Source organism: Erythrobacter sp. W302b, assembly GCF_046452395.1.
GTDB lineage: Bacteria > Pseudomonadota > Alphaproteobacteria > Sphingomonadales > Sphingomonadaceae > Erythrobacter.
Genome location: NZ_JBKFDH010000001.1, coordinates 712,256 through 729,658, shown reverse-complemented (window position 1 = coordinate 729,658; position 17,403 = coordinate 712,256). Strand labels below are relative to the sequence as shown.

The 17,403-nt window shown below is 65.8% G+C and carries 21 protein-coding genes; 10 read left to right on the top strand and 11 right to left on the bottom strand.

Features of this window, described 5'->3' with window-relative positions; all coding sequences use genetic code 11:
• Positions 1-15: 15 nt before the first annotated feature.
• Positions 16-408, top strand: coding sequence for a DUF1489 family protein (locus tag ACLBKT_RS03535; RefSeq protein WP_410181591.1), 393 nt, complete (start codon positions 16-18; stop codon positions 406-408).
• 95 nt (positions 409-503) lie between these two features.
• On the opposite strand, the gene ACLBKT_RS03530 is transcribed toward ACLBKT_RS03535, so the two are convergent.
• Genes ACLBKT_RS03530 through ACLBKT_RS03520 form a run of 3 tightly spaced genes read right to left on the bottom strand, consistent with a single transcriptional unit; the run spans position 504 to position 3,399 of the window.
• A complete protein-coding gene (locus ACLBKT_RS03530) occupies positions 504-1,190 on the bottom strand; it encodes a DsbA family oxidoreductase (protein ID WP_410181590.1) in 687 nt (228 codons plus the stop codon).
• The gene (gene nudC / locus ACLBKT_RS03525; protein WP_410181589.1) at positions 1,187-2,080 is read right to left on the bottom strand and encodes an NAD(+) diphosphatase; all 894 of its coding nucleotides are present in this window, start codon (positions 2,078-2,080) and stop codon (positions 1,187-1,189) included. The genes ACLBKT_RS03530 and nudC overlap by 4 nt, the downstream gene beginning before the upstream one ends.
• Positions 2,080-3,399, bottom strand: coding sequence for a serine hydrolase domain-containing protein (locus ACLBKT_RS03520; protein WP_410181588.1), 1,320 nt, complete (start codon positions 3,397-3,399; stop codon positions 2,080-2,082). The genes nudC and ACLBKT_RS03520 overlap by 1 nt, the downstream gene beginning before the upstream one ends.
• Before the next feature lie 118 nt (positions 3,400-3,517).
• Here ACLBKT_RS03520 and ACLBKT_RS03515 point away from each other — a divergent pair, with 118 nt between their 5' ends.
• Positions 3,518-3,739, top strand: a complete 222-nt coding sequence (locus ACLBKT_RS03515; RefSeq protein ID WP_410181587.1) for a hypothetical protein — start codon at positions 3,518-3,520, stop codon at positions 3,737-3,739.
• On the opposite strand, the gene ACLBKT_RS03510 is transcribed toward ACLBKT_RS03515, so the two are convergent.
• Entirely contained in the window at positions 3,736-4,791 is a 1,056-nt protein-coding gene (locus ACLBKT_RS03510) for an A/G-specific adenine glycosylase (RefSeq protein WP_410181586.1), read from the bottom strand. The two genes, ACLBKT_RS03515 and ACLBKT_RS03510, sit on opposite strands and share 4 nt — an antisense overlap.
• Positions 4,792-4,805: 14 nt before the next feature.
• Here ACLBKT_RS03510 and ACLBKT_RS03505 point away from each other — a divergent pair, with 14 nt between their 5' ends.
• From ACLBKT_RS03505 to ACLBKT_RS03480, 6 genes are all read left to right on the top strand, one after another.
• Positions 4,806-5,393 carry a DUF721 domain-containing protein gene (locus ACLBKT_RS03505; protein ID WP_410181585.1) on the top strand — a complete coding sequence of 196 codons (588 nt, stop codon included), beginning with the start codon at positions 4,806-4,808 and terminating at the stop codon, positions 5,391-5,393.
• A complete protein-coding gene (locus tag ACLBKT_RS03500; RefSeq protein ID WP_410181584.1) occupies positions 5,390-6,124 on the top strand; it encodes a DsbA family protein in 735 nt (244 codons plus the stop codon). Before ACLBKT_RS03505 ends, ACLBKT_RS03500 begins: the two co-directional genes overlap by 4 nt.
• Before the next feature lie 95 nt (positions 6,125-6,219).
• Positions 6,220-6,966 (top strand): thioredoxin domain-containing protein, encoded by a 747-nt coding sequence (locus tag ACLBKT_RS03495; RefSeq protein ID WP_410181583.1) that lies wholly within the window; start codon positions 6,220-6,222, stop codon positions 6,964-6,966.
• 27 nt (positions 6,967-6,993) lie between these two features.
• Positions 6,994-10,416, top strand: a complete 3,423-nt coding sequence (locus ACLBKT_RS03490) for a chromosome segregation SMC family protein (RefSeq protein WP_410181582.1) — start codon at positions 6,994-6,996, stop codon at positions 10,414-10,416.
• Between the two features lie 110 nt (positions 10,417-10,526).
• Positions 10,527-10,799, top strand: coding sequence for a BrnT family toxin (locus ACLBKT_RS03485; protein WP_410181581.1), 273 nt, complete (start codon positions 10,527-10,529; stop codon positions 10,797-10,799).
• Positions 10,759-11,076 carry a BrnA antitoxin family protein gene (locus ACLBKT_RS03480; protein ID WP_410181580.1) on the top strand — a complete coding sequence of 106 codons (318 nt, stop codon included), beginning with the start codon at positions 10,759-10,761 and terminating at the stop codon, positions 11,074-11,076. The genes ACLBKT_RS03485 and ACLBKT_RS03480 overlap by 41 nt, the downstream gene beginning before the upstream one ends.
• 2 nt (positions 11,077-11,078) lie before the next feature.
• Here the strand turns inward: ACLBKT_RS03480 and ACLBKT_RS03475 are convergent, their stop codons facing one another.
• The 5 genes from ACLBKT_RS03475 to rpmF all read right to left on the bottom strand — a co-directional run bounded on the left by ACLBKT_RS03475 (position 11,079) and on the right by rpmF (position 14,255).
• A complete protein-coding gene (locus tag ACLBKT_RS03475; RefSeq protein WP_410181579.1) occupies positions 11,079-11,510 on the bottom strand; it encodes a MerR family transcriptional regulator in 432 nt (143 codons plus the stop codon).
• Positions 11,511-11,544: 34 nt separating this feature from the next.
• Positions 11,545-11,844, bottom strand: a complete 300-nt coding sequence (locus ACLBKT_RS03470) for an integration host factor subunit alpha (protein WP_410181578.1) — start codon at positions 11,842-11,844, stop codon at positions 11,545-11,547.
• Between the two features lie 139 nt (positions 11,845-11,983).
• Positions 11,984-12,958, bottom strand: coding sequence for a beta-ketoacyl-ACP synthase III (locus ACLBKT_RS03465; protein ID WP_410181577.1), 975 nt, complete (start codon positions 12,956-12,958; stop codon positions 11,984-11,986).
• Entirely contained in the window at positions 12,955-14,040 is a 1,086-nt protein-coding gene (gene plsX / locus ACLBKT_RS03460; protein ID WP_410181576.1) for a phosphate acyltransferase PlsX, read from the bottom strand. The genes ACLBKT_RS03465 and plsX overlap by 4 nt, the downstream gene beginning before the upstream one ends.
• A gap of 38 nt (positions 14,041-14,078) precedes the next feature.
• The gene (gene rpmF / locus ACLBKT_RS03455; RefSeq protein WP_086736123.1) at positions 14,079-14,255 is read right to left on the bottom strand and encodes a 50S ribosomal protein L32; all 177 of its coding nucleotides are present in this window, start codon (positions 14,253-14,255) and stop codon (positions 14,079-14,081) included.
• 224 nt (positions 14,256-14,479) lie between these two features.
• On the opposite strand from rpmF, the gene ACLBKT_RS03450 reads away from it, so the two are divergent.
• Positions 14,480-14,875, top strand: coding sequence for an MAPEG family protein (locus tag ACLBKT_RS03450; protein ID WP_410181575.1), 396 nt, complete (start codon positions 14,480-14,482; stop codon positions 14,873-14,875).
• 57 nt (positions 14,876-14,932) lie between these two features.
• Here the strand turns inward: ACLBKT_RS03450 and ACLBKT_RS03445 are convergent, their stop codons facing one another.
• Both ACLBKT_RS03445 and ACLBKT_RS03440 read right to left on the bottom strand, forming a co-directional pair.
• Positions 14,933-15,574, bottom strand: coding sequence for an MBL fold metallo-hydrolase (locus tag ACLBKT_RS03445; protein ID WP_410183641.1), 642 nt, complete (start codon positions 15,572-15,574; stop codon positions 14,933-14,935).
• Positions 15,575-15,746: 172 nt separating this feature from the next.
• Positions 15,747-16,427: a S24 family peptidase gene (locus ACLBKT_RS03440; protein ID WP_410181574.1), complete on the bottom strand. Its 681-nt coding sequence runs from the start codon at positions 16,425-16,427 to the stop codon at positions 15,747-15,749.
• 160 nt (positions 16,428-16,587) lie between these two features.
• Between ACLBKT_RS03440 and ACLBKT_RS03435 the strand changes: the two genes are divergently transcribed.
• Positions 16,588-17,337, top strand: a complete 750-nt coding sequence (locus tag ACLBKT_RS03435; RefSeq protein WP_410181573.1) for a DUF3800 domain-containing protein — start codon at positions 16,588-16,590, stop codon at positions 17,335-17,337.
• Positions 17,338-17,403 lie beyond the last annotated feature (66 nt).

Here is a 17,403-nt window from a genome sequence, read left to right as displayed (position 1 = left end):
CGTGACAGCAGGGCCATGCCGCTTCACCTGACCAAGATCGCCTTCGGGGCGAAAAGCTATGATCATCTCGAAAGCTGGTATGAGGGGCGCGGCGAGATCCGCCTCACCACCCGCAACCGGCCCACGCGGCACGAAGAGGTGGTGGGCGGCTCGCTCTATTGGATCATCAACCACGCGATCGTGGCGCGCTCCCCGATTCTCGGCTTCGTGAAGACCGATGATGGGCGCTGGGACATCGTGCTCGAACCCACCCTGATCCGCGTCCATCAGCAGGCCAAGCGGGCGCATCAGGGCTGGCGCTATCTGACGGACGAGAAAGCGCCCAAAGATCTCGCCGCCGGTGAGGATATCGGCGACGCGCTGCCCGGCAAGCTGGCGATGAAGCTGGAGCGGCTTGGGCTGGTTTAGGCCCAGTCCGTCACCCCGGCGCAGGCCGGGGCCCCGTGAAACGAAGCGCAGCACTGGCCGCACTGGGTCCCGGCCTGCGCCGGGATGACGATGATTTAATGGGCTGCCCGCGTCTTTTCCGCCACCCGGCGCAATGCGTTGACATAGACCTCAGGGGCCTGCGCGCCGGGGATAAGGAACTTGTTCTCCACAATCATCGCCGGAACGCCCGAGATGTTCAGGTCCCACGCCTGCGCTTCTTCCGCGAGGACACGGGCCTCGAGGTCGGGATCGTCCAGCGCCGCCTTGGCCGCCACGCGGTGAAGGCCCGCATCGGCCGCGATGTCGAGCAGAACAGCCCTGTCGGAGAGGTTCCGCCGCTCGTTGAAATGGGCGCGGAACAGGGCGAGCTTCAAGGCGGTCTGGACCTCAGGCCCGGCCTGTTCCAGCGCGAAGGTCAGCAGCTTGTGGCAGTCCCGCGTGTTCCACATCATCGCCGGGGGCGCTTCGCCCTCGCCCTCGTAGGACAGCGAAACGCCCGCGCTGTCCGCAATCGCCTTCATCTGCCCGCGAATGCGCGCGCCTTCCTCGGCGGGGCGGCCATATTTGCGCTGGAGGTGCGCTTCCTGCTCTTCGCCCTCGGCCGGCATCTGCGGGTTCAGCTCGAACGGCCGCCAGCGGATCTCCGCCGCGATTTCGCCCTCCAGTTCGCGCAAAGCCTTGGTCAGCTGGCCATAGCCGATCAGGCACCACGGGCACATGACATCGGAATATATGTCGATGGTGAGGCGATGAGTCGTCAACGGTCGAGCCACCAAGCGACCAGATGATGCGCGATTGCGAAGGGGCGCGGGAAGTAAAGGAGCTCAGTGCCATGCTCCCCGGCCGCGCGCGCCTCTTCCAGCTCGGCGCGGGTGAACCAGCGCGCGTCTTCGAGTTCGGTGGTGTCGATGTTGAGCGTGGGGTCGTCGGCGACCGACGTGCAGCCGATCATCAACTGGCTCGGGAAGGGCCACGGCTGGCTGGCGATATAGCGCACATCGCGCACCCTTACCCCCGCCTCCTCATGAATTTCGCGCGCAACGGCTTCCTCGATCGTCTCGCCCGGTTCGACGAAGCCCGCAAGCGCGGAGTACATTTTGGGCGGGAACCGCGGCTGGCGGCCGAGCAACAGCTTGTCCTCATGCTCGACCAGCATGATGGTCACCGGATCGGTGCGTGGGAAGTGATCCGCGCCGCAATTGTCGCAATGGCGCTGCCATCCGCCCTTCACCAGCTTCGTCGCCCCGCCGCAGCGCGCGCAGAACCGGTGTCGGGCGTGCCAATCGACCAGGCTCCTCGCCCCGCCATAGATCGCGAGATCGGGCGGCGAGAGCAGCTGCATCAGCTGCCACGCCGCGGGCTGCGCATAGGCTGGGCCTTCCGCTCCGGCAGGCGGCACGGGCGCAAAATGCGCCTTGCCGTCCATCATCCCGAGGAACACCAGCTCGGCATCCTCGGCCACATCGGCAAGCGAGCCCCAGACGAGGCCGCCCACATCGTCCACGCCCGGCAGCAAGCCTTCAAGCAACAGCACTCGCGCGCGCCAGTTCATCAGGCCCGCCAGCGCGTCATCATCCACGCGGATATGGTCCGCCCGGTCGAGCGGCGAGCCTGCGAAAGCCATCATGGGCGCGGCGGCGGGCGCGTGCATCAGGCGGCCTTCTTCTTGGTGCGCATCGCGGCAAGGTCGGCTTCCATCGCCGCGATGAACTCGTCGCGGATCGGATAGGCTTCAGACGGCATATACTGGGTCCACAGGCACGAGCGCAGGTTGAGGTCGAAATCGACCGCGGCCAGCGTCCCCGCGGCCCCGCCCCAGCCGAAGGTCGATCCCTTGGAGCGGCCACCTGCACCGTGGCCTTCGCCCTCGAGCCAGCTGCCGGTCAAATCGACCGTCGCCGGGATCAGATCGGACACGCCCACGCGCACCGCTTCCTCGCTCATCACGAACTTGCCGTCGATCCTGCCGTAGCCGAGCAGCATCCGCAGGAAGCGGTCGTAATCCTTGGGGCTCGACACCAGCCCGCCGCCGCCAGCGGGAACTTCGGGCGCATCAAGGTAAATCGAATTTGCCGCCGGATCGAGCGGGAAGACGTTGCCGCCCAGCACACCGATATTGTCGGTCAGGCGATGCGCCTCGCTGGCGGGAACCTGCATCCAGGTGCTGGTCATGCCGCAGGGGTCGAAGATACGCTTCTTGAGAAACGCTTCAAACTCCATCCCGCTCGCCACTTCGATCACTCGGCCGAGAAGGTCGATCGAGCAGGAATAGCTCCACTTGGTCGCGGGTTGATACATCAGCGGCAATTCGGCCAGGCGGTCGGCCCAGGCGGCAAGGCCCGGCGCCGGGGTGACGACCGGGAAGCCGGGAATCGGCATCCGGCTGACCCGCCCGCCCACAAGGCCCTGTTCGTTGTAAGCGGCCTGAAGCGGCCCCTTGCTGATGATCTGGTAGCCCAGTCCCGCGGTGTGCGTGAGCAGCTGGCGGATCGTGATCGGGCGGTCTGCGGGGACCGTGTTCTGAAGATCGCCCGCCGGATCGACCAGCACCCGCATGTCGCGGAACGCGGGCAGGATCTCGGCGACGGGCTGATCGAGGCCGAGCTTGCCTTCGTCGATCAGGATCATCGTCGCCATGCCGGTGATCGGCTTCGACATCGAATAGATGCGATAGAGCGAGTTTTCATCCACCGCCCCCGGCTTGGCGAGCGACAGGTTGCCGCCTCCCACGGTGTGGGCGTGATCTTCTTGCCCCCAGCCGAAGGTCAGCAGCAGGTTCGCCAGCTTGCGCTCGGCCACATACCGGTTCGCCATCGCCGCAACGTTCGGCCAGTTTTCCGCCACATCATGGGCCAGCAGCTGACGGCCAAACGGAAGGCTGGCCAGCGCCGCCCCACCTGCGAGCAGCGCGCTATGGCGAAACAGGGCGCGGCGCGAGAGAGCGGTCGAGGCGATGTCGTGAACAGGCATGAAGGAGAATCTCCGAAGCGACGTTTGATGCCGTGTCTGCGGCAGGTGGCGGCGTCGGTCAATCGCGGGATCAGCCGGAAGGCTTGCAATCGCAAGGTGTCTTGCGCATATAAGACACATGCTCAACGTTCTTGCCTATCTCATCGGCCTCGTCAGCCTCATCATCGTCATTCCGGCGCAGATTCCTTTGCTCGGCTGGGCCAACTGGTTCGCGCTGCCACTGATCGTGGTCGGCATCATTCTTGGCGCCTTGTCGTCGAAGGATGGCGGGCGCAATTTCTGCCTTGTGGTTCTGCTGATTGCCGCCGTGCGTCTGGCGCTGGGCGGCGGGCTGATCTAGTCCGCCGCTAGCGCAAGCTGCGCTGCCTTGGCGAACAGGGTCGCGAGGCCCGCATCGCCAATCTGGCTGACCGGCCACCACGCGCCCGCGCCGTCCGGTTCCTGCGCCGTTTCCAAGGCCATCACCGTCAGCGTCAACTGGGCGTGGCTGAAACCATGCCGTACCGCGCCAAGGCTGCGCCATGCGCCGGCAAGTGGCGGCACAGCTGATCCGTCCGCGCGCGCCGTCCAGCCATCATCGGGCAGCGCGCGCATTCCGCCGAGCATCCCGGTGCCGGGCCGGGTGACGAGCCAGACGTCGGCACCGCCCCCCGACGCACGGGGGCGCGTGATCCAGAACGCCATGCCCTGCCGCTCGGGCACGGCCTTCTTCGCTGGCTTGACCGGGAGGCGCTCGGGCTCGCCCGCCTTGCGGCCCGCGCAGGCTTCGGCCAGCGGGCAGAGCAGGCAGCGCGGGGCGCGGCTGGTGCAGATGTGGGAGCCGAGGTCCATCATCGCTTGCGCAAAGTCGCCCGAACGCGCGTCCGGCGTGATCTGATCGGCGGCGGCGCGGATGGCCTTTCGCGCCTTGGGCAGCGGTTCGTCGATCGCGAAGAGCCGCGCGGTCACCCGCTCGACATTGGCATCCACCACCACGGCGCGCCGCCCGAAGGCAATCGCGGCGATGGCCGCGGCGGTGTAGTCGCCCAGTCCGGGGAGCTTCCTCAGCTCCGACTCAGTGTCGGGAAAGCCGCCCAACTCGGCCACGGCGCGGGCGCATTTGAGCAGGTTGCGGGCGCGCGAATAATAGCCCAGCCCGGCCCAGGCCGCCATGACCTCCTCGTCCGAGGCCGCCGCGAGCGCCTCGACCGTGGGCCAGGTCGCAGTGAACTTGGCGTAGTACGGCTTCACCGCCGCCACGGTGGTCTGCTGGAGCATCACCTCGGACAGCCACACCCGGTAAGGCCACGCGGGGTCATTCGGCGTCGCGCTCCCCGGCGGTATGCGCCACGGCAGATCGCGGGCGTGTGTGTCATACCACGCGAGCAGGTTGTCGGAGATGCTGGCAGTCACGCGCCGCCTATGGCATGGGGCAAGCACACATGGGAAGCTCGAAGAAAACCCCCCCGGCCTCAAGCAGCGAAGCGGCAGGCCGACAAGGCAAGCCCTACGCGCGCCCCCGCGGGACAGGCGCGCGTGCCATCGGCGACCTGATGCCCGAAATCGGCCGCACCGCCTTTCGCCGCTTCGGCTTTGTGCAAAGCTCGGTCGTCACCCGCTGGCCCGAGATCGTCGGCCCGCAACATGCCCGCGTTTGCAGCCCCGAAGCGATCCGCTTTCCCCCCGGCGAGAAGGCGGAAGGCATCCTCGATCTGGTGGTTGTCCCGGCCCATGCGCCGCTGATCACGCAGGTCATCCCCGAGATTATCGAGCGGGTGAACCGCTTTTTCGGTTACCGCGCCGTCGCCCGCATCAAGCTGCGCCAGGGCGCGGTCACGCCGCCCCCCGATGGCCGCCCCGCCAAGCCTCCGCCGTCGTTGAAGCCGATCCCGCTGGAATTGGGCGACAGCTTGCGCGATATCGGCGATCCCGAACTGCGCACCGTGCTCGAATCGCTTGCCCGCAGTCTTGGCAACAGCGAACCTGCCCCTTCACAGGAAAACGACCCGCAATGATCAAGCCCCTCATCCTTGCCGCTGCTGCGCTGGCTCTGACGACCGGCCCTGCGCTTGCACAGCAAGACCTTTCGCGCCCGGACAGCAGCTTCCAGTCGAAGGACAATCCCGGCAACTGGCAGAGCACGATCGCGCGGACGGATCGCGGGCACCTGATCGGTGATCCCAAGGCGGATACCAGGCTGGTCGAATTCATCAGCTACACCTGCCCGCACTGCGCCGATTTTGCCGCACGCGGCGAACCGGCGCTGGAGCTCGTGTTGCTGACGCCGGGCAAGATCAGCTTGGAAGTGCGCCCGGTGATCCGCAACGCGCTCGACCTGACCGTCACCTTGCTCGCTCAATGCGGCGACCCTTCCGGGTTCAAGAGCCGCCATCAGGCGCTAATGCTGGCGCAGGCCGATTGGCTCGGCAAGGCGCGCGCCGCGCCCGAAAGCCAGCGCGCGATCTGGCTGCGGGGTGACAAGGCGGGCCGAATGAATGCCGCCAGCGCGCTCGGCCTGACGACGATGCTCGTCAACCGCGGCCAGTCGCAATCGGAACTCGATGCCTGCGTGATGAATGACGCCGCCGCCAAGCAATTGCTCGATAATGGCCGCGCGGATTTTGACGAACTTGGCGTCAACAGCACGCCCAGCTTCGCGCTCGATGGCAAGCTGCTCAACGAGGTTCACAGCTGGGAGGATCTCTACCCGGTGCTCTCAGCCAAATTCAGCGCCGCCCCCGGCTGAGCGAATTGTTCACAGCCTCATGGCCGGGTGCTTGCTGCATTGGGGCGTGAGGGGTTAGGTTCTCCCTCTTAGACATCCCAAGGATTGGTGCCACGATGACCGTCTCCCGCCTGTTTTCGCTCCCCCTGCTTGCGCTTGCCCCGCTGATGCTGGCAGCCTGCGACGATGCCGCCACCGCGGACGGCGCGGCGAATGGCGAGCCGCTGCCCGCAATCGCTGCTCCGGCGGGTGCCAAGTGGACCGAGACGGTCACGGTCACGCCCGAAGGCGGCTTCCTGCTCGGCAACCCCGATGCGCCGCTGAAGCTGGTCGAATATGCCTCGCACACCTGCACGCACTGCGCCGAATTCGCCAAGACCGGCAAGGAAACACTCAAGAACAAGTACGTCGCCAGCGGCGTTGTCAGCTTTGAACAGCGCGAGGCGTTTCTCAATCCGTTCGACGTGGTGATCGCCGGTCTCGCCCAATGCGGCGCGAAGGAGCAGATGCAGCCCCTGTCCGATGAAGTGTGGCAGAACCTCGATAGTGTCTTCGCAGGGCTTCAGGGCAATCCGCAGGCCGTGCAGGCCGCGGCGCAATTGCCGCTCAATCAGCGCTTTGTCGCGATTGCCGAGGCGACCGGACTGCTCGAATTCTTCGCCGCGCGCGGGCTCTCCGCCGATCAGGGCCGCTCCTGCCTGGCCGATACCGCCAAGATCGAAGCGCTGGTGAAGACCGTCGAAGCCAATAACGCCAAGGACAAGATCGAAGGCACCCCGACCTTCTTCCTCAACGGCAAGAAGATCGACGGCACGACCTGGGAAGTGGTCGAGCCGGTGCTCAAGAGCGCGGGCGCGCGCTAAGGCCGACGGGCGGGGGCGCCGACATAGATGCAGATCCACCGGCTCAAGCTCAGCGGTTTCAAGAGCTTCGTCGAGCCGGCGGAACTGCGCATTGAACCCGGCCTGACCGGCGTCGTCGGCCCCAACGGCTGCGGCAAATCCAATCTGCTCGAAGCGATCCGCTGGGTCATGGGGGAAACCTCGGCCAAGTCGATGCGCTCGGGCGGGATGGAGGATGTGATCTTCGCGGGCACCTCGACCCGCCCCCCGCGCGACTTTGCCGAGGTGGTGCTTCACGCGCAGGATGATGCAGGTGAGGAGCTGGTCGTCACCCGCCGGATCGAGCGCGGGGCAGGTTCGGCCTACCGCGTCAACGGCCGTGATGTGCGGGCCAAGGATGTCGCGCTCACCTTCGCCGATGCCGCCACCGGCGCCCACTCCCCTGCCCTCGTCAGTCAGGGCAAGATCGCGCAGGTGATCGCCGCCAAGCCCGCCGAACGCCGCGCGATGCTGGAGGAGGCCGCCGGGATCGCGGGCCTGCACGTCCGGCGCAAGGATGCCGAGAGCAAGCTGCGGGGGGCCGAGGCGAACCTCGCCCGCCTCGAAGACCTGATGGCCGGGCTGGACGCCCAGATCGCATCGCTGCGGCGGCAGGCCAAGCAGGCGGAACGCTACACCGAACTGACCCACAAGATTCAAGCCGCCGAGGCCCGCCTGCTGTTCGCCCGTTGGCGCGAAGCCGCCGCCGCAGCAAAGGCCGCGCGCGCTGCGGCCGAGACCGCCACCGCGCAGGTTGCCGAGGCGCAAAGCGCTGTCGAGGTGGCGCAGAAGGAGCAGGCCGCCGCCGCCCATGCGCTGGCCGAAGCGCGCGATGAGCTCGCGGACCGGCGCGATGATGCCAGCGCGCATGGACACCGCATGGCCGCGCTGGCCGAAAAGCTGGAGGCTGCCGAAACCCGACTGCGCGATCTGGAACGCCAGCGCATACGGCTGGAGGAAGACCGCGAAGATGCCGACCGGCTGACCTCAGCCGCTGTCGAGGCGCTGGGGCGGCTCACCGGTGAACTCGCCGCCAGCCGTACCGCCGTAAGCGACGCCGAGGCTGCGCGCCCTGCCCTTGCCGAAAAGGCCGAAGACCGCGAACGCGCGCACCGCGCCGCCGAGCTCGCTCTGGCGAAAGCCACCGCCGATCACGCCGGGGTCGAGGCGGAATGGCGCGTGGCCGAAGCGGCGGTGGAACAGGCCGAACAGCGCCTTGCCCGCATAGAAGCCGAAGCCGCCCGGATTGGCCGCGCCCGCGCTGAACTTGCGGCGAGCGGCGACCCGGAAGCCGACGTTATCGCCGCACGCGACGCTGCCGAAGAAGCGGCGAGCGAAGTCGTCCGTCTGCGTGCCCGGCTGACCGCCGATCAGGCGCGCAAGGGCGAATTGCAGGTGCAGCGCGATGACGCCGCGAGCGCCCTCGCCTCCGCCCGCGCCGAACTCGCCGGGATCGAACGCGAGCACACGGCGCTGGCCCGCGACCGCGAAGCCCGCGCCAAGCGCGAAGCCGGGCGGCAGGGCATGGCCACCGCGCTTGATCGGGTGAGTGTCGCACCGGGCTACGAACGCGCACTCGCCGCCGTGCTGGGACGGGACGGCAAATCGCCGCTGGGCGCGCCAGCTGCTGCGCAGGACGGACGGTTCTGGACCGGAGCCGCCGCCCCCGCACAGGTCGCCGACAGTCTGCTCGCCCGCCTCACCCAGTGCCCGCCCGAACTCGCTGCCCGCCTCGCGCTGGTGCACTGCGTCGAGGCCGATGATGGCCGCACGCTCGGCCCGGGTGAATGGCTCGTCACCCGCGCCGGGCACCTGCGCCGCTGGGATGGCTTCGTCGCGCGCGGTGAAGGCGGCGCTGAGGCCGCCCAACTCGAAGCCGCCAACCGCTTTGCCGAACTCGACGCCGCGCTGCCGCCCTTGCGCGAAGCGGCCGCCCGCGCCGAGGCCGAAGACCGGGCAGTGCGGGAAGAACTAAGCCACTTGCAGACCGCGCTGATCGCGCAGGAGCGCAGCATCGCGGGGGCAATCGAGGCAGAACGCCACGCGCTCCGCCGGCTCGACCAGGCCGAAGCCGCCAGAGAACGCCTCGCCGCCCGCCTCGCTGAACTGGCGGCCAGCGCCAGCGAAATCGAGACCCAGATTGCCGCCGCCAAAGCCGATGTGACCGCCGCACGCGCGGCACGCGAACGCCTGCCTGCGCGCGATGCCGAGCGCGCCGCGCTCGAAGCCGCACAAGCCAAAAACGCTGCCGCCCGCGCCGCGGTGCAGGCCGCGCTCGCCGAACTCGCGGCGCAGGATCAGGCGCTGGCGGTGGCGCGCGAACGGCTCGCCGCGCAGACGGCCGATCACGCGGGATGGCAGGCGCGCTCCTCCGATGCCGAGCGGCGCATGGCCGAGACCACGCGGCGCCTCGCAGAAATCGCCGAGGATCACGCCGTCCACGCCGCCAAGCCCGCCGCGCTCACCGCCGAAATCGAAGCGGGCGAGGAAGCGCGCACCCGGATCGCCGCCGATCTTGCCGCTGCCGAGGCCGTGATGCGCGAGGCGGAAGCCCGGCAGCGCGCCGCTGACATGGCGCTGGCCGCGCGGACCGAGGCCCTCGCCCAGGCCCGCGAAAGCCGCGCCAGCCTCGCCGCGCGGGCCGAGAACGAGGAACTACGCCGCGCCGAGATGGCGCGCATTTCGGGGGAGCGGTTCCAGTGCCCCCCGCCCTTGCTGGGCGAACGCTTCGGCTTCGCGGAAGGCGATCTTGCACCTGCCGCGGATGAATCCACCGAACTGGAAAAGCTCACCGCCGCGCGTGAACGGATCGGGCCGGTTAACCTGGTCGCGGCCGATGAACTCGCCCGGATCGAGACCGAGCACGGCACCAGCGCCGACGAGCAGGCGGAGTTGCTCGAAGCCATCGCCCGCCTGCGCGGCTCGATCGGCAGCCTCAACCGCGAGGGCCGCGAGCGGCTGCGCGCGGCTTTCGAGGAGGTCGACGGCCATTTCCGCGTGCTGTTCACGCGCCTGTTCGAAGGCGGGCAGGCGCATCTCGCGCTGATCGACAGCGACGATCCGCTGGAGGCGGGGCTCGAAATCTACGCCCAGCCGCCGGGGAAGCGGTTGCAATCGCTGTCCCTGCTGTCCGGCGGGGAGCAGGCGCTGACGGCAACCGCGCTGATTTTCGCGCTGTTCCTCACCAACCCCGCACCGATCTGCGTGCTCGACGAAGTCGACGCGCCATTGGATGACGCAAACGTCGAACGCTTCTGCGATCTGCTCGATTCGATGGTGCGCGCCGCCACCACCCGCTACCTGATCGTCACCCACAACGCGGTGACGATGAGCCGGATGCACCGCCTGTTCGGGGTGACCATGGCGGAAAAGGGCGTGTCGCGCCTGGTGAGTGTGGATCTGGGAGAAGCCGCGCTGTTGGCGGCGGAGTAGGTTGACTTCGGAGTTTTTGTAGTTACATATTTAAGAAAGCGCGTGGAGATAATCCGGTGCTACCGGCAAAGGAGGCCGTCGTTCCGAGTTGACGTAGTCGGAGGCTGCCTTTGAAGATCGAGTTTGACCCGGCCAAGCGTCTGAAGACGTTGCAAGAGCGAGGACTCGATTTTGCCCGGGCCGGGGAAGTGTTTGCAAACGATAGCATCGATGTTCCCGACGACAGGGTCGACTACGGAGAGCAACGCTGGCTGACATTCGGACTGCTCGACGGCCGTCATATTGCAGTTGTCTGGACGGTAAGAGAAGACCGCAGGCGCATTATCTCGATGAGGCACATGCATGAGCGCGAAATCAAAGTCAGGCGAGGCACATTGGATTGACCCGGATGACGCGCCCGAACTCACCGAGGAAATGGCACGTCACGCCGCAATCTATCGCGGCGGCGTTCTCATCCGCCCTGCTACTGGCAAGCTTGGTCCCAACGGAATCATTCCGCTCCAACCCGGCGACCGTGGCGCTGGCCGCCCGCCTTCGTCCAATCCCAAGCAGCAGGTGACTCTGCGCCTCGACCCGGACGTACTCGAAAAATTCCGCGCCACAGGTAAGGGCTGGCAATCGCGGATCAATGCTGAACTGCGCAAGGCGCTCGGTATCTAAGCCTAAGCCTCCAGCGCAGCCGCCAGCCGGGCGCGGATTGCCTTCAAGGCGGTGATGGTTTCGGCCATGTCGGGGCTTTCCGTGACCATCAGCCTCACGCCGGGTCCGCCATCAGCATCGCTGTCGGCCCGGCGATCGCCGCTGCGGCGGTCATCGGTGCGGCGGTCGAGATCGGATTTGCCCGCTGACCGAAGCACCGCTTCGGCGCCCTTGAGGGTGTAACCTTCGCGGTTGACCAGCCGGTTGATCGTTTCGACCAGCGCGACATCGGTCGGGCGGTAATAGCGCCGTCCACCGCTGCGTTTCAGCGGTTTGAGCAGCGGGAACTGCGCTTCCCAATAGCGCAAGACGTGAGGTTTGATGCCCAGCGCCTCGCTGACTTCGCCGATGGTGCGCAGGGCGTTATCGTCCTTGCCGTCGTCGAAAGCGGTCATCAAACCTCACCTGTCCGCATGTTCCCTGGGCCTGTCAGCCTTTGGCAATGCGTTCCTTGAGCAGCTGGCTCGCGCGGAACGTCATCACCCGACGCGGCGTGATCGGCACTTCGATCCCGGTCTTGGGATTGCGGCCGATCCGTTCATTCTTGTCACGCAGCACAAAGCTGCCAAAGCCAGAAATCTTGACGTTCTCGCCCCGCGAGAGCGCATCGCTCATCTTGTCGAGGATTGCTTCGACCATATCGAGCGATTCAGCCCGGCTGAATCCCATCTTGCGATTGATGGTCTCCGCCAGATCGGCGCGAGTCAAAGTGCCAACGGAACGCATCATGCGTATTCTCCTTCGCGGCGCGACCCGAAAGAAGGCGAAAAGCTTACAAATTTCCTGCGTTTTTGCAATGCGATGCCCTGCGTAATGTCGAGTTTTCAGCAATAGTGTTAGTGAACGGGACACGTGGTGCCCGCACCCGTTACATCCTGATCAGGCTCGCACCCCAGGTAAAGCCGCCGCCCATCGCTTCGAGCATCACCAGATCGCCCGCCTTGATCCGCCCGTCCTTGCGCGCGACATCCAGCGCGAGCGGGACGGAGGCGGCCGAAGTGTTGGCGTGGCGGTCGACCGTGATGACCACCTTATCGGGCGCGATGCCGAGCTTTTTCGCGGTCGCATCAAGGATCCGGGCATTGGCCTGATGCGGAACGACCCAGTCGATCGCCTCAACGCAAACCCCTGCGTCCTCAATGACTTCTCGCAGCACGGCGGCCAGGTTCACCACCGCGTGGCGGAACACTTCGGGGCCTTTCATGCGGACATGCCCCACGGTCTGCGTGGTCGAAGGCCCGCCATCGACATAGAGCAGATCATGCTGCGCCCCATCGGCATGGAGCCGGCTGCACAATATCCCTGGAGCGTCCTTGCCCCCATTTTCGGCGCTGGGCGCGTCGAGCACCACGGCCCCTGCCCCGTCACCGAACAGCACACAGGTGGTGCGGTCTTCCCAGTCGAGGATGCGGCTGAAGGTTTCGGCACCAATCACCAGCGCGCGCTTGGCCATGCCGGTCTTGAGCAGCGAATCGGCGACGCTCAGCGCATAGAGAAAGCCTGAACAGACGGCGGCAACATCAAAGGCGATGCCGCCATTGCAGCCGAGCGCGTCCTGCACCTTGGTGGCGGTGGCCGGGAAGGTGTTGTCGGGCGTAGCGGTGGCAAGCACGATCAGGTCGATGCTTGCCGCGTCCACCCCCGCATCGGCCAGCGCCGCGCGAGCGGCTGCGGTCGCCAGCGTGGCGGTGGTCTCATCCTCTCCGGCAACATGGCGCTGGCGGATGCCGGTGCGCGCGGTGATCCATTCATCCGAGGTGTCGACCCGCTCAGCGAGTTCGGCATTGGTGACCACCCTGCGCGGCAGGGCCGAACCCGTTCCGAGTATCCGTGCACCGTTCACGCAGGAGTCTCGCTGTCCTTGGACGCGGCGCCGCGGCCGTTCTTGCGCAGGGTTTCCTCGCCCAGCTGCGACAGATCATGCGCGATCCGTTCGGTCAGCTTGTTTTCGAGCAGCCGCGCGGTCACCGCCACCGCATGGGCGACACCCTTGGCCGTCGCGCTGCCGTGGCTTTTGACCACCACGCCATTGAGGCCGAGGAATACCGCGCCATTGTGGTTGTTCGGATCGAGGTGATGCTTGAGCAACTCGGTCGCCGGGCGCGAGACCAGAAAGCCGATCTTGGAGCGCAGCGAGGACGTGAACGCCTGCCGCAGCAGGTCGGTGACGAAGCGCGCCGAACCCTCGATCGCCTTCAGCGCGATATTGCCCGAAAAGCCGTCGGTTACGACAACATGGGTTTCGCCGCGGTTGATCTTGTCGCTTTCGACAAAGCCGTCGAATTGCAGCGCCAGCGTGCCTCCCAGCGAAGCGGCGGTGAGCATGGCCGCGGCATCACGGAGCTCTTCGGTGCCTTTGATCTCTTCGGTGCCGATGTTGAGCAACCGGACGATCGGCTTTTCAAAACCGGTGACGATCCGCGAATACGCGGCGCCCATCACGGCATATTGCACCAGGTTGCGGGCGTCCGCTTCGGTGTTGGCACCGAGATCAAGCATCACCACGTCATGCGCCTGCAAGGTCGGCATGATTGCGGCAAGCGCAGGGCGGTCAATCCCCGGCATGGTGCGCAGCGCGAGCTTGCTCATCGCCATCAGCGCGCCGGTGTTGCCTGCACTGACCGCAGCGCCGGCATCGCCGGTCTTCACGGCATTGACCGCAAGGCCCATGCTGGTGGTCTTGGCGCGGCGAATCGCCTTGCTGGGCAGCTCATCGCCGCCCACCACGTCATCGCAATGGAGGATTTCGGAGGCCGCCCGGAGATTGGGGTGGTTTTGCAGCGCGGCTTCGATCCGCTGGCCGTCGCCGACGAGCAGGAAATTGAAGCTGTCATGATCACGGCGGGCAAGCGCCGCACCTTCGATCATCACGCGCACGCCTTCGTCGCCCCCCATCGCATCGACAGCGATACGCGGGAGGCTCATGATGCGTTGCTCCGGTCTATGGTCCGAGCCACCGGCAATCAGCCGACGGCGACGACCTGACGCCCGTTGTAGTGGCCGCAGTGGCCGCAGATGTTGTGCGGGCGCTTCAGCTCACCGCAGTTGGGGCATTCGTGGAATGCTTCAACCTTGAGCGCGTCGTGCGAACGACGCATGCCGCGACGGGAAGGCGATACTTTTCTCTTGGGGACAGCCATGGTGGCACCAATTCCTCAAATAATACGTGTGTTCGCGCCACCGGCGCCATGATTCTCGAAGGCCGCCCTTAGGGCAAGGAAGCCGCCCGCACAAGCATCAGCACGTGCGCGCATTCCTTGGCCAGCCGTGGCGGGAAGGCGCGCGCTATAGCGGAAAAATCGCGCGTTGCAACCCGCGCTGGCGCGCCCTAGCACCGTGGTCACATAATCGAGGGGATCTCACTATGATCGTGCTACCTGTAACGCTCGCCGCCGCGGCGGCGGCCGCCGTGCTCAATATCTGGCTGGGGATTCGCATCGGCGCACTGCGCACCGCGCTCCAGATCAGCGTCGGCGACGGCGGGAGCGAGGCGCTGCAACGCCGGATGCGGGCACAGTTGAACTATGTCGAGAACACCGGATTCGTGCTGGTGCTGATCGCCGCCATCGAGCTGGCGGGTGCAGGCAGCTGGTGGCTGGCCTATGTCGCGGCCGCCTATTTCCTGGCCCGGATCGCGCACGGCTTCGGCATGGACGGCGGCAAGGCGCAGGTTGGCCGGATGATCGGCACGCTCACGACGATGCTGGTGCAACTGGGGCTGGCGGTGGTCGCGGCACTGGTGGCGGCGGGAGTGATGTAGGCCGCCCGGTCCCTCCCCGTCCCGGACCTGATCCGGGATGGGAAGGCACTTCACACATCAGCTCAGCGCGTAGTCGCTCACGAAGGCATTGGTCTTGCGCTCGCGCCCGAAGGTGCTCGTCGGGCCATGGCCGGGGATGAACATCACATCCTCGCCCAAGGGCCAGAGGCGCTGGGTGATCGAATCGATCAGGTCCTGATGATTGCCGCGCGGGAAATCGGTGCGGCCGATTGAGCCCTGAAACAGCACATCGCCAACGATCGCGAAGCGGCTGGGTTCGTGGAAGAACACCACATGGCCCGGGGTGTGGCCGGGGCAGTGGATCACGTCGAGTGTGAGTTCACCTACCGTCACCGTGTCGCCGTGCTTGAGCCAGCGGGTGGGCGTGAAGCTCTTCGCCACCATCCCCCAGCGCGGACCGTCATCGTCGAGCTGGTCGATCCAGAAGCGGTCATCCTCATGCGGGCCTTCGATAGGCAGGCCAAGTTCCTCGGCCAGCATCCCGGTCTGCCCGCAATGATCGAGATGCCCGTGGGTGACGAGCAGCTTTTCGAGGGTAACGCCCGCCTTGGCGACGCCCTCCCTCAGCTTGTCCAGATCCCCGCCGGGATCGACCAGCGCGCCTTTCATGGTGGCGGTGCACCAGATCAGCGAGCAGTTCTGCTGGAGCGGCGTCACGGGGATGATCGCGGCGCGCATGGGGAGTTGGGCTTGGTCGGTCATGCAGGAGGGATGGCGAGAGCGGGAGCCAATTGCAAGACCCGCCATAGCCCCGCCCCGGACCTGACCCGGGGCCCCGCTCCTGGGAAACAGTGCAAGACAAGCGGGGCCCCGGATCACATCCGGGGCGGGGGGACGTTGGCGAACGACATCACACGCGCCCCCCCTTCCACACAACCCGCCCGATAATCGTCACCTCATCCGCCGCCACCTCAACCGGCGGATAGGCGAAGTTCTGCGAGAGCAGCGCCAGCCGCCCTGCCCCTACGCTCGCAACACGCTTCACCATCAGCGTTTCGCCCAGCCGCACCACATGAATGCCGTCACGAAACGGAAGCGGGCTGCAATCGACGAGGATTTCATCCCCGTCATTGAGCAGCGGCTCCATCGAATCCCCCTCGACCCGGATCGCGGAAAGCTGCGCGCGGGCGAGGCCCTGTTCCTCCAGCCAGCGGCGCGAGAAGCGGAAGGTGTCGAACGCGGCCTCACCGCCCGCGACCCGGCCCGGCCCCGCCGAAGCGCCAAGATCGAGCCGGGGCACATCAAGCCAGCCGCCGGTCTCACGCCGGCTAGGGACTTCCGTATAGGAATTTTCCTGCGCCTCACGCAACTCCTCTTCCCCGACACCAAGGAACCGAGCCAGGGTGGCGCGGTCCTGCTCCTCCAGCTTGCGCGGACTGCCCTTACGAATAAATTGCTGAAGATAGCTGGGATTGCGTCCAATAATTTCGGACAGCGCCGCCAAGCTCACCCCCCGCGCCTGCGACAATTCGAGTAGCCGCGCACGCGGGCCGGTGATGGCATCACGGGCATTCTGTTGGGTTTCCTGCATGGGAATATCCTACACGAAGGATTTTTCCTAGACAAGTAGGAAATGGCGTTATTATACAAAAGGTACCCAACCTATGCCTAGGATGATAAAAGCCATAACGATTGAGGACTTGGCGCGAGTCTCGTTCCCCAATCGGGGCGCAGCCGGAGGCAGGTTTGTCATGCTGGAATTCTACTACGACGACAGTGGCACCCACGGTCACTCGAACGTGATCGTTTGGGGCGGTGTGAGTGGTCACAAGCAAATCATGGATGAATTAGATAAGGCGTGGAGCGCGAGGCTCGCCCGTCCAACCGGCAATCGTCCTCCGATTAGCAAGTTCAGAATGTACGACCTCATGCACGCACAGAACGAATTCGAGGGCTATTCCGAAGGGGAGAAGCTGCGTGTTCGTCGAAATTTTCGTAAGTGCATCGTCGATTCAGGAGCGTCGGTGATAGCTTATGCGATATCTAGGCGTGACTGGGATGCGGTCGCCACCCCTGCTGCTAAGCTAATCTTGGCTGGTGCCGAGCGCACCATCTTTGGCGTAGCGGTAATGGAGAGCTGCAAGATCGCCGAAAAATACGGAGAACCCATTTCGTTCATCTTCGACAAGGGGCGCAGTCCTCAGTTAGACAGCATCATCGCACCAGCCATTGAAGCAGCCGACTTTGATCCCAATCGTGTCAGTTATGGGTTCAGGACGGTTGCTTCTGTTAACGGGCTCCAAGCCGCTGACCTTGTTGCTTATGAAGCGTATCAGTTTGGTTGCGACTACCTTGAGGACAATAGCGCCGACCCGAACCCACACATGCGCGCGCTACTCGATCAATGCCACGACCACCGGATAGGCTGGATTGGGCGCGATCAGATCCAGGCGGTAATTGATGGAACTGCGGATATGGTGAAGAAGCTGGGGCTTGCCTGATCCCGATTATCCGCTTGATGCATTTTTAGGTCTGATGTTGTGTAGGACTGATTCAAGCAGGAGGCT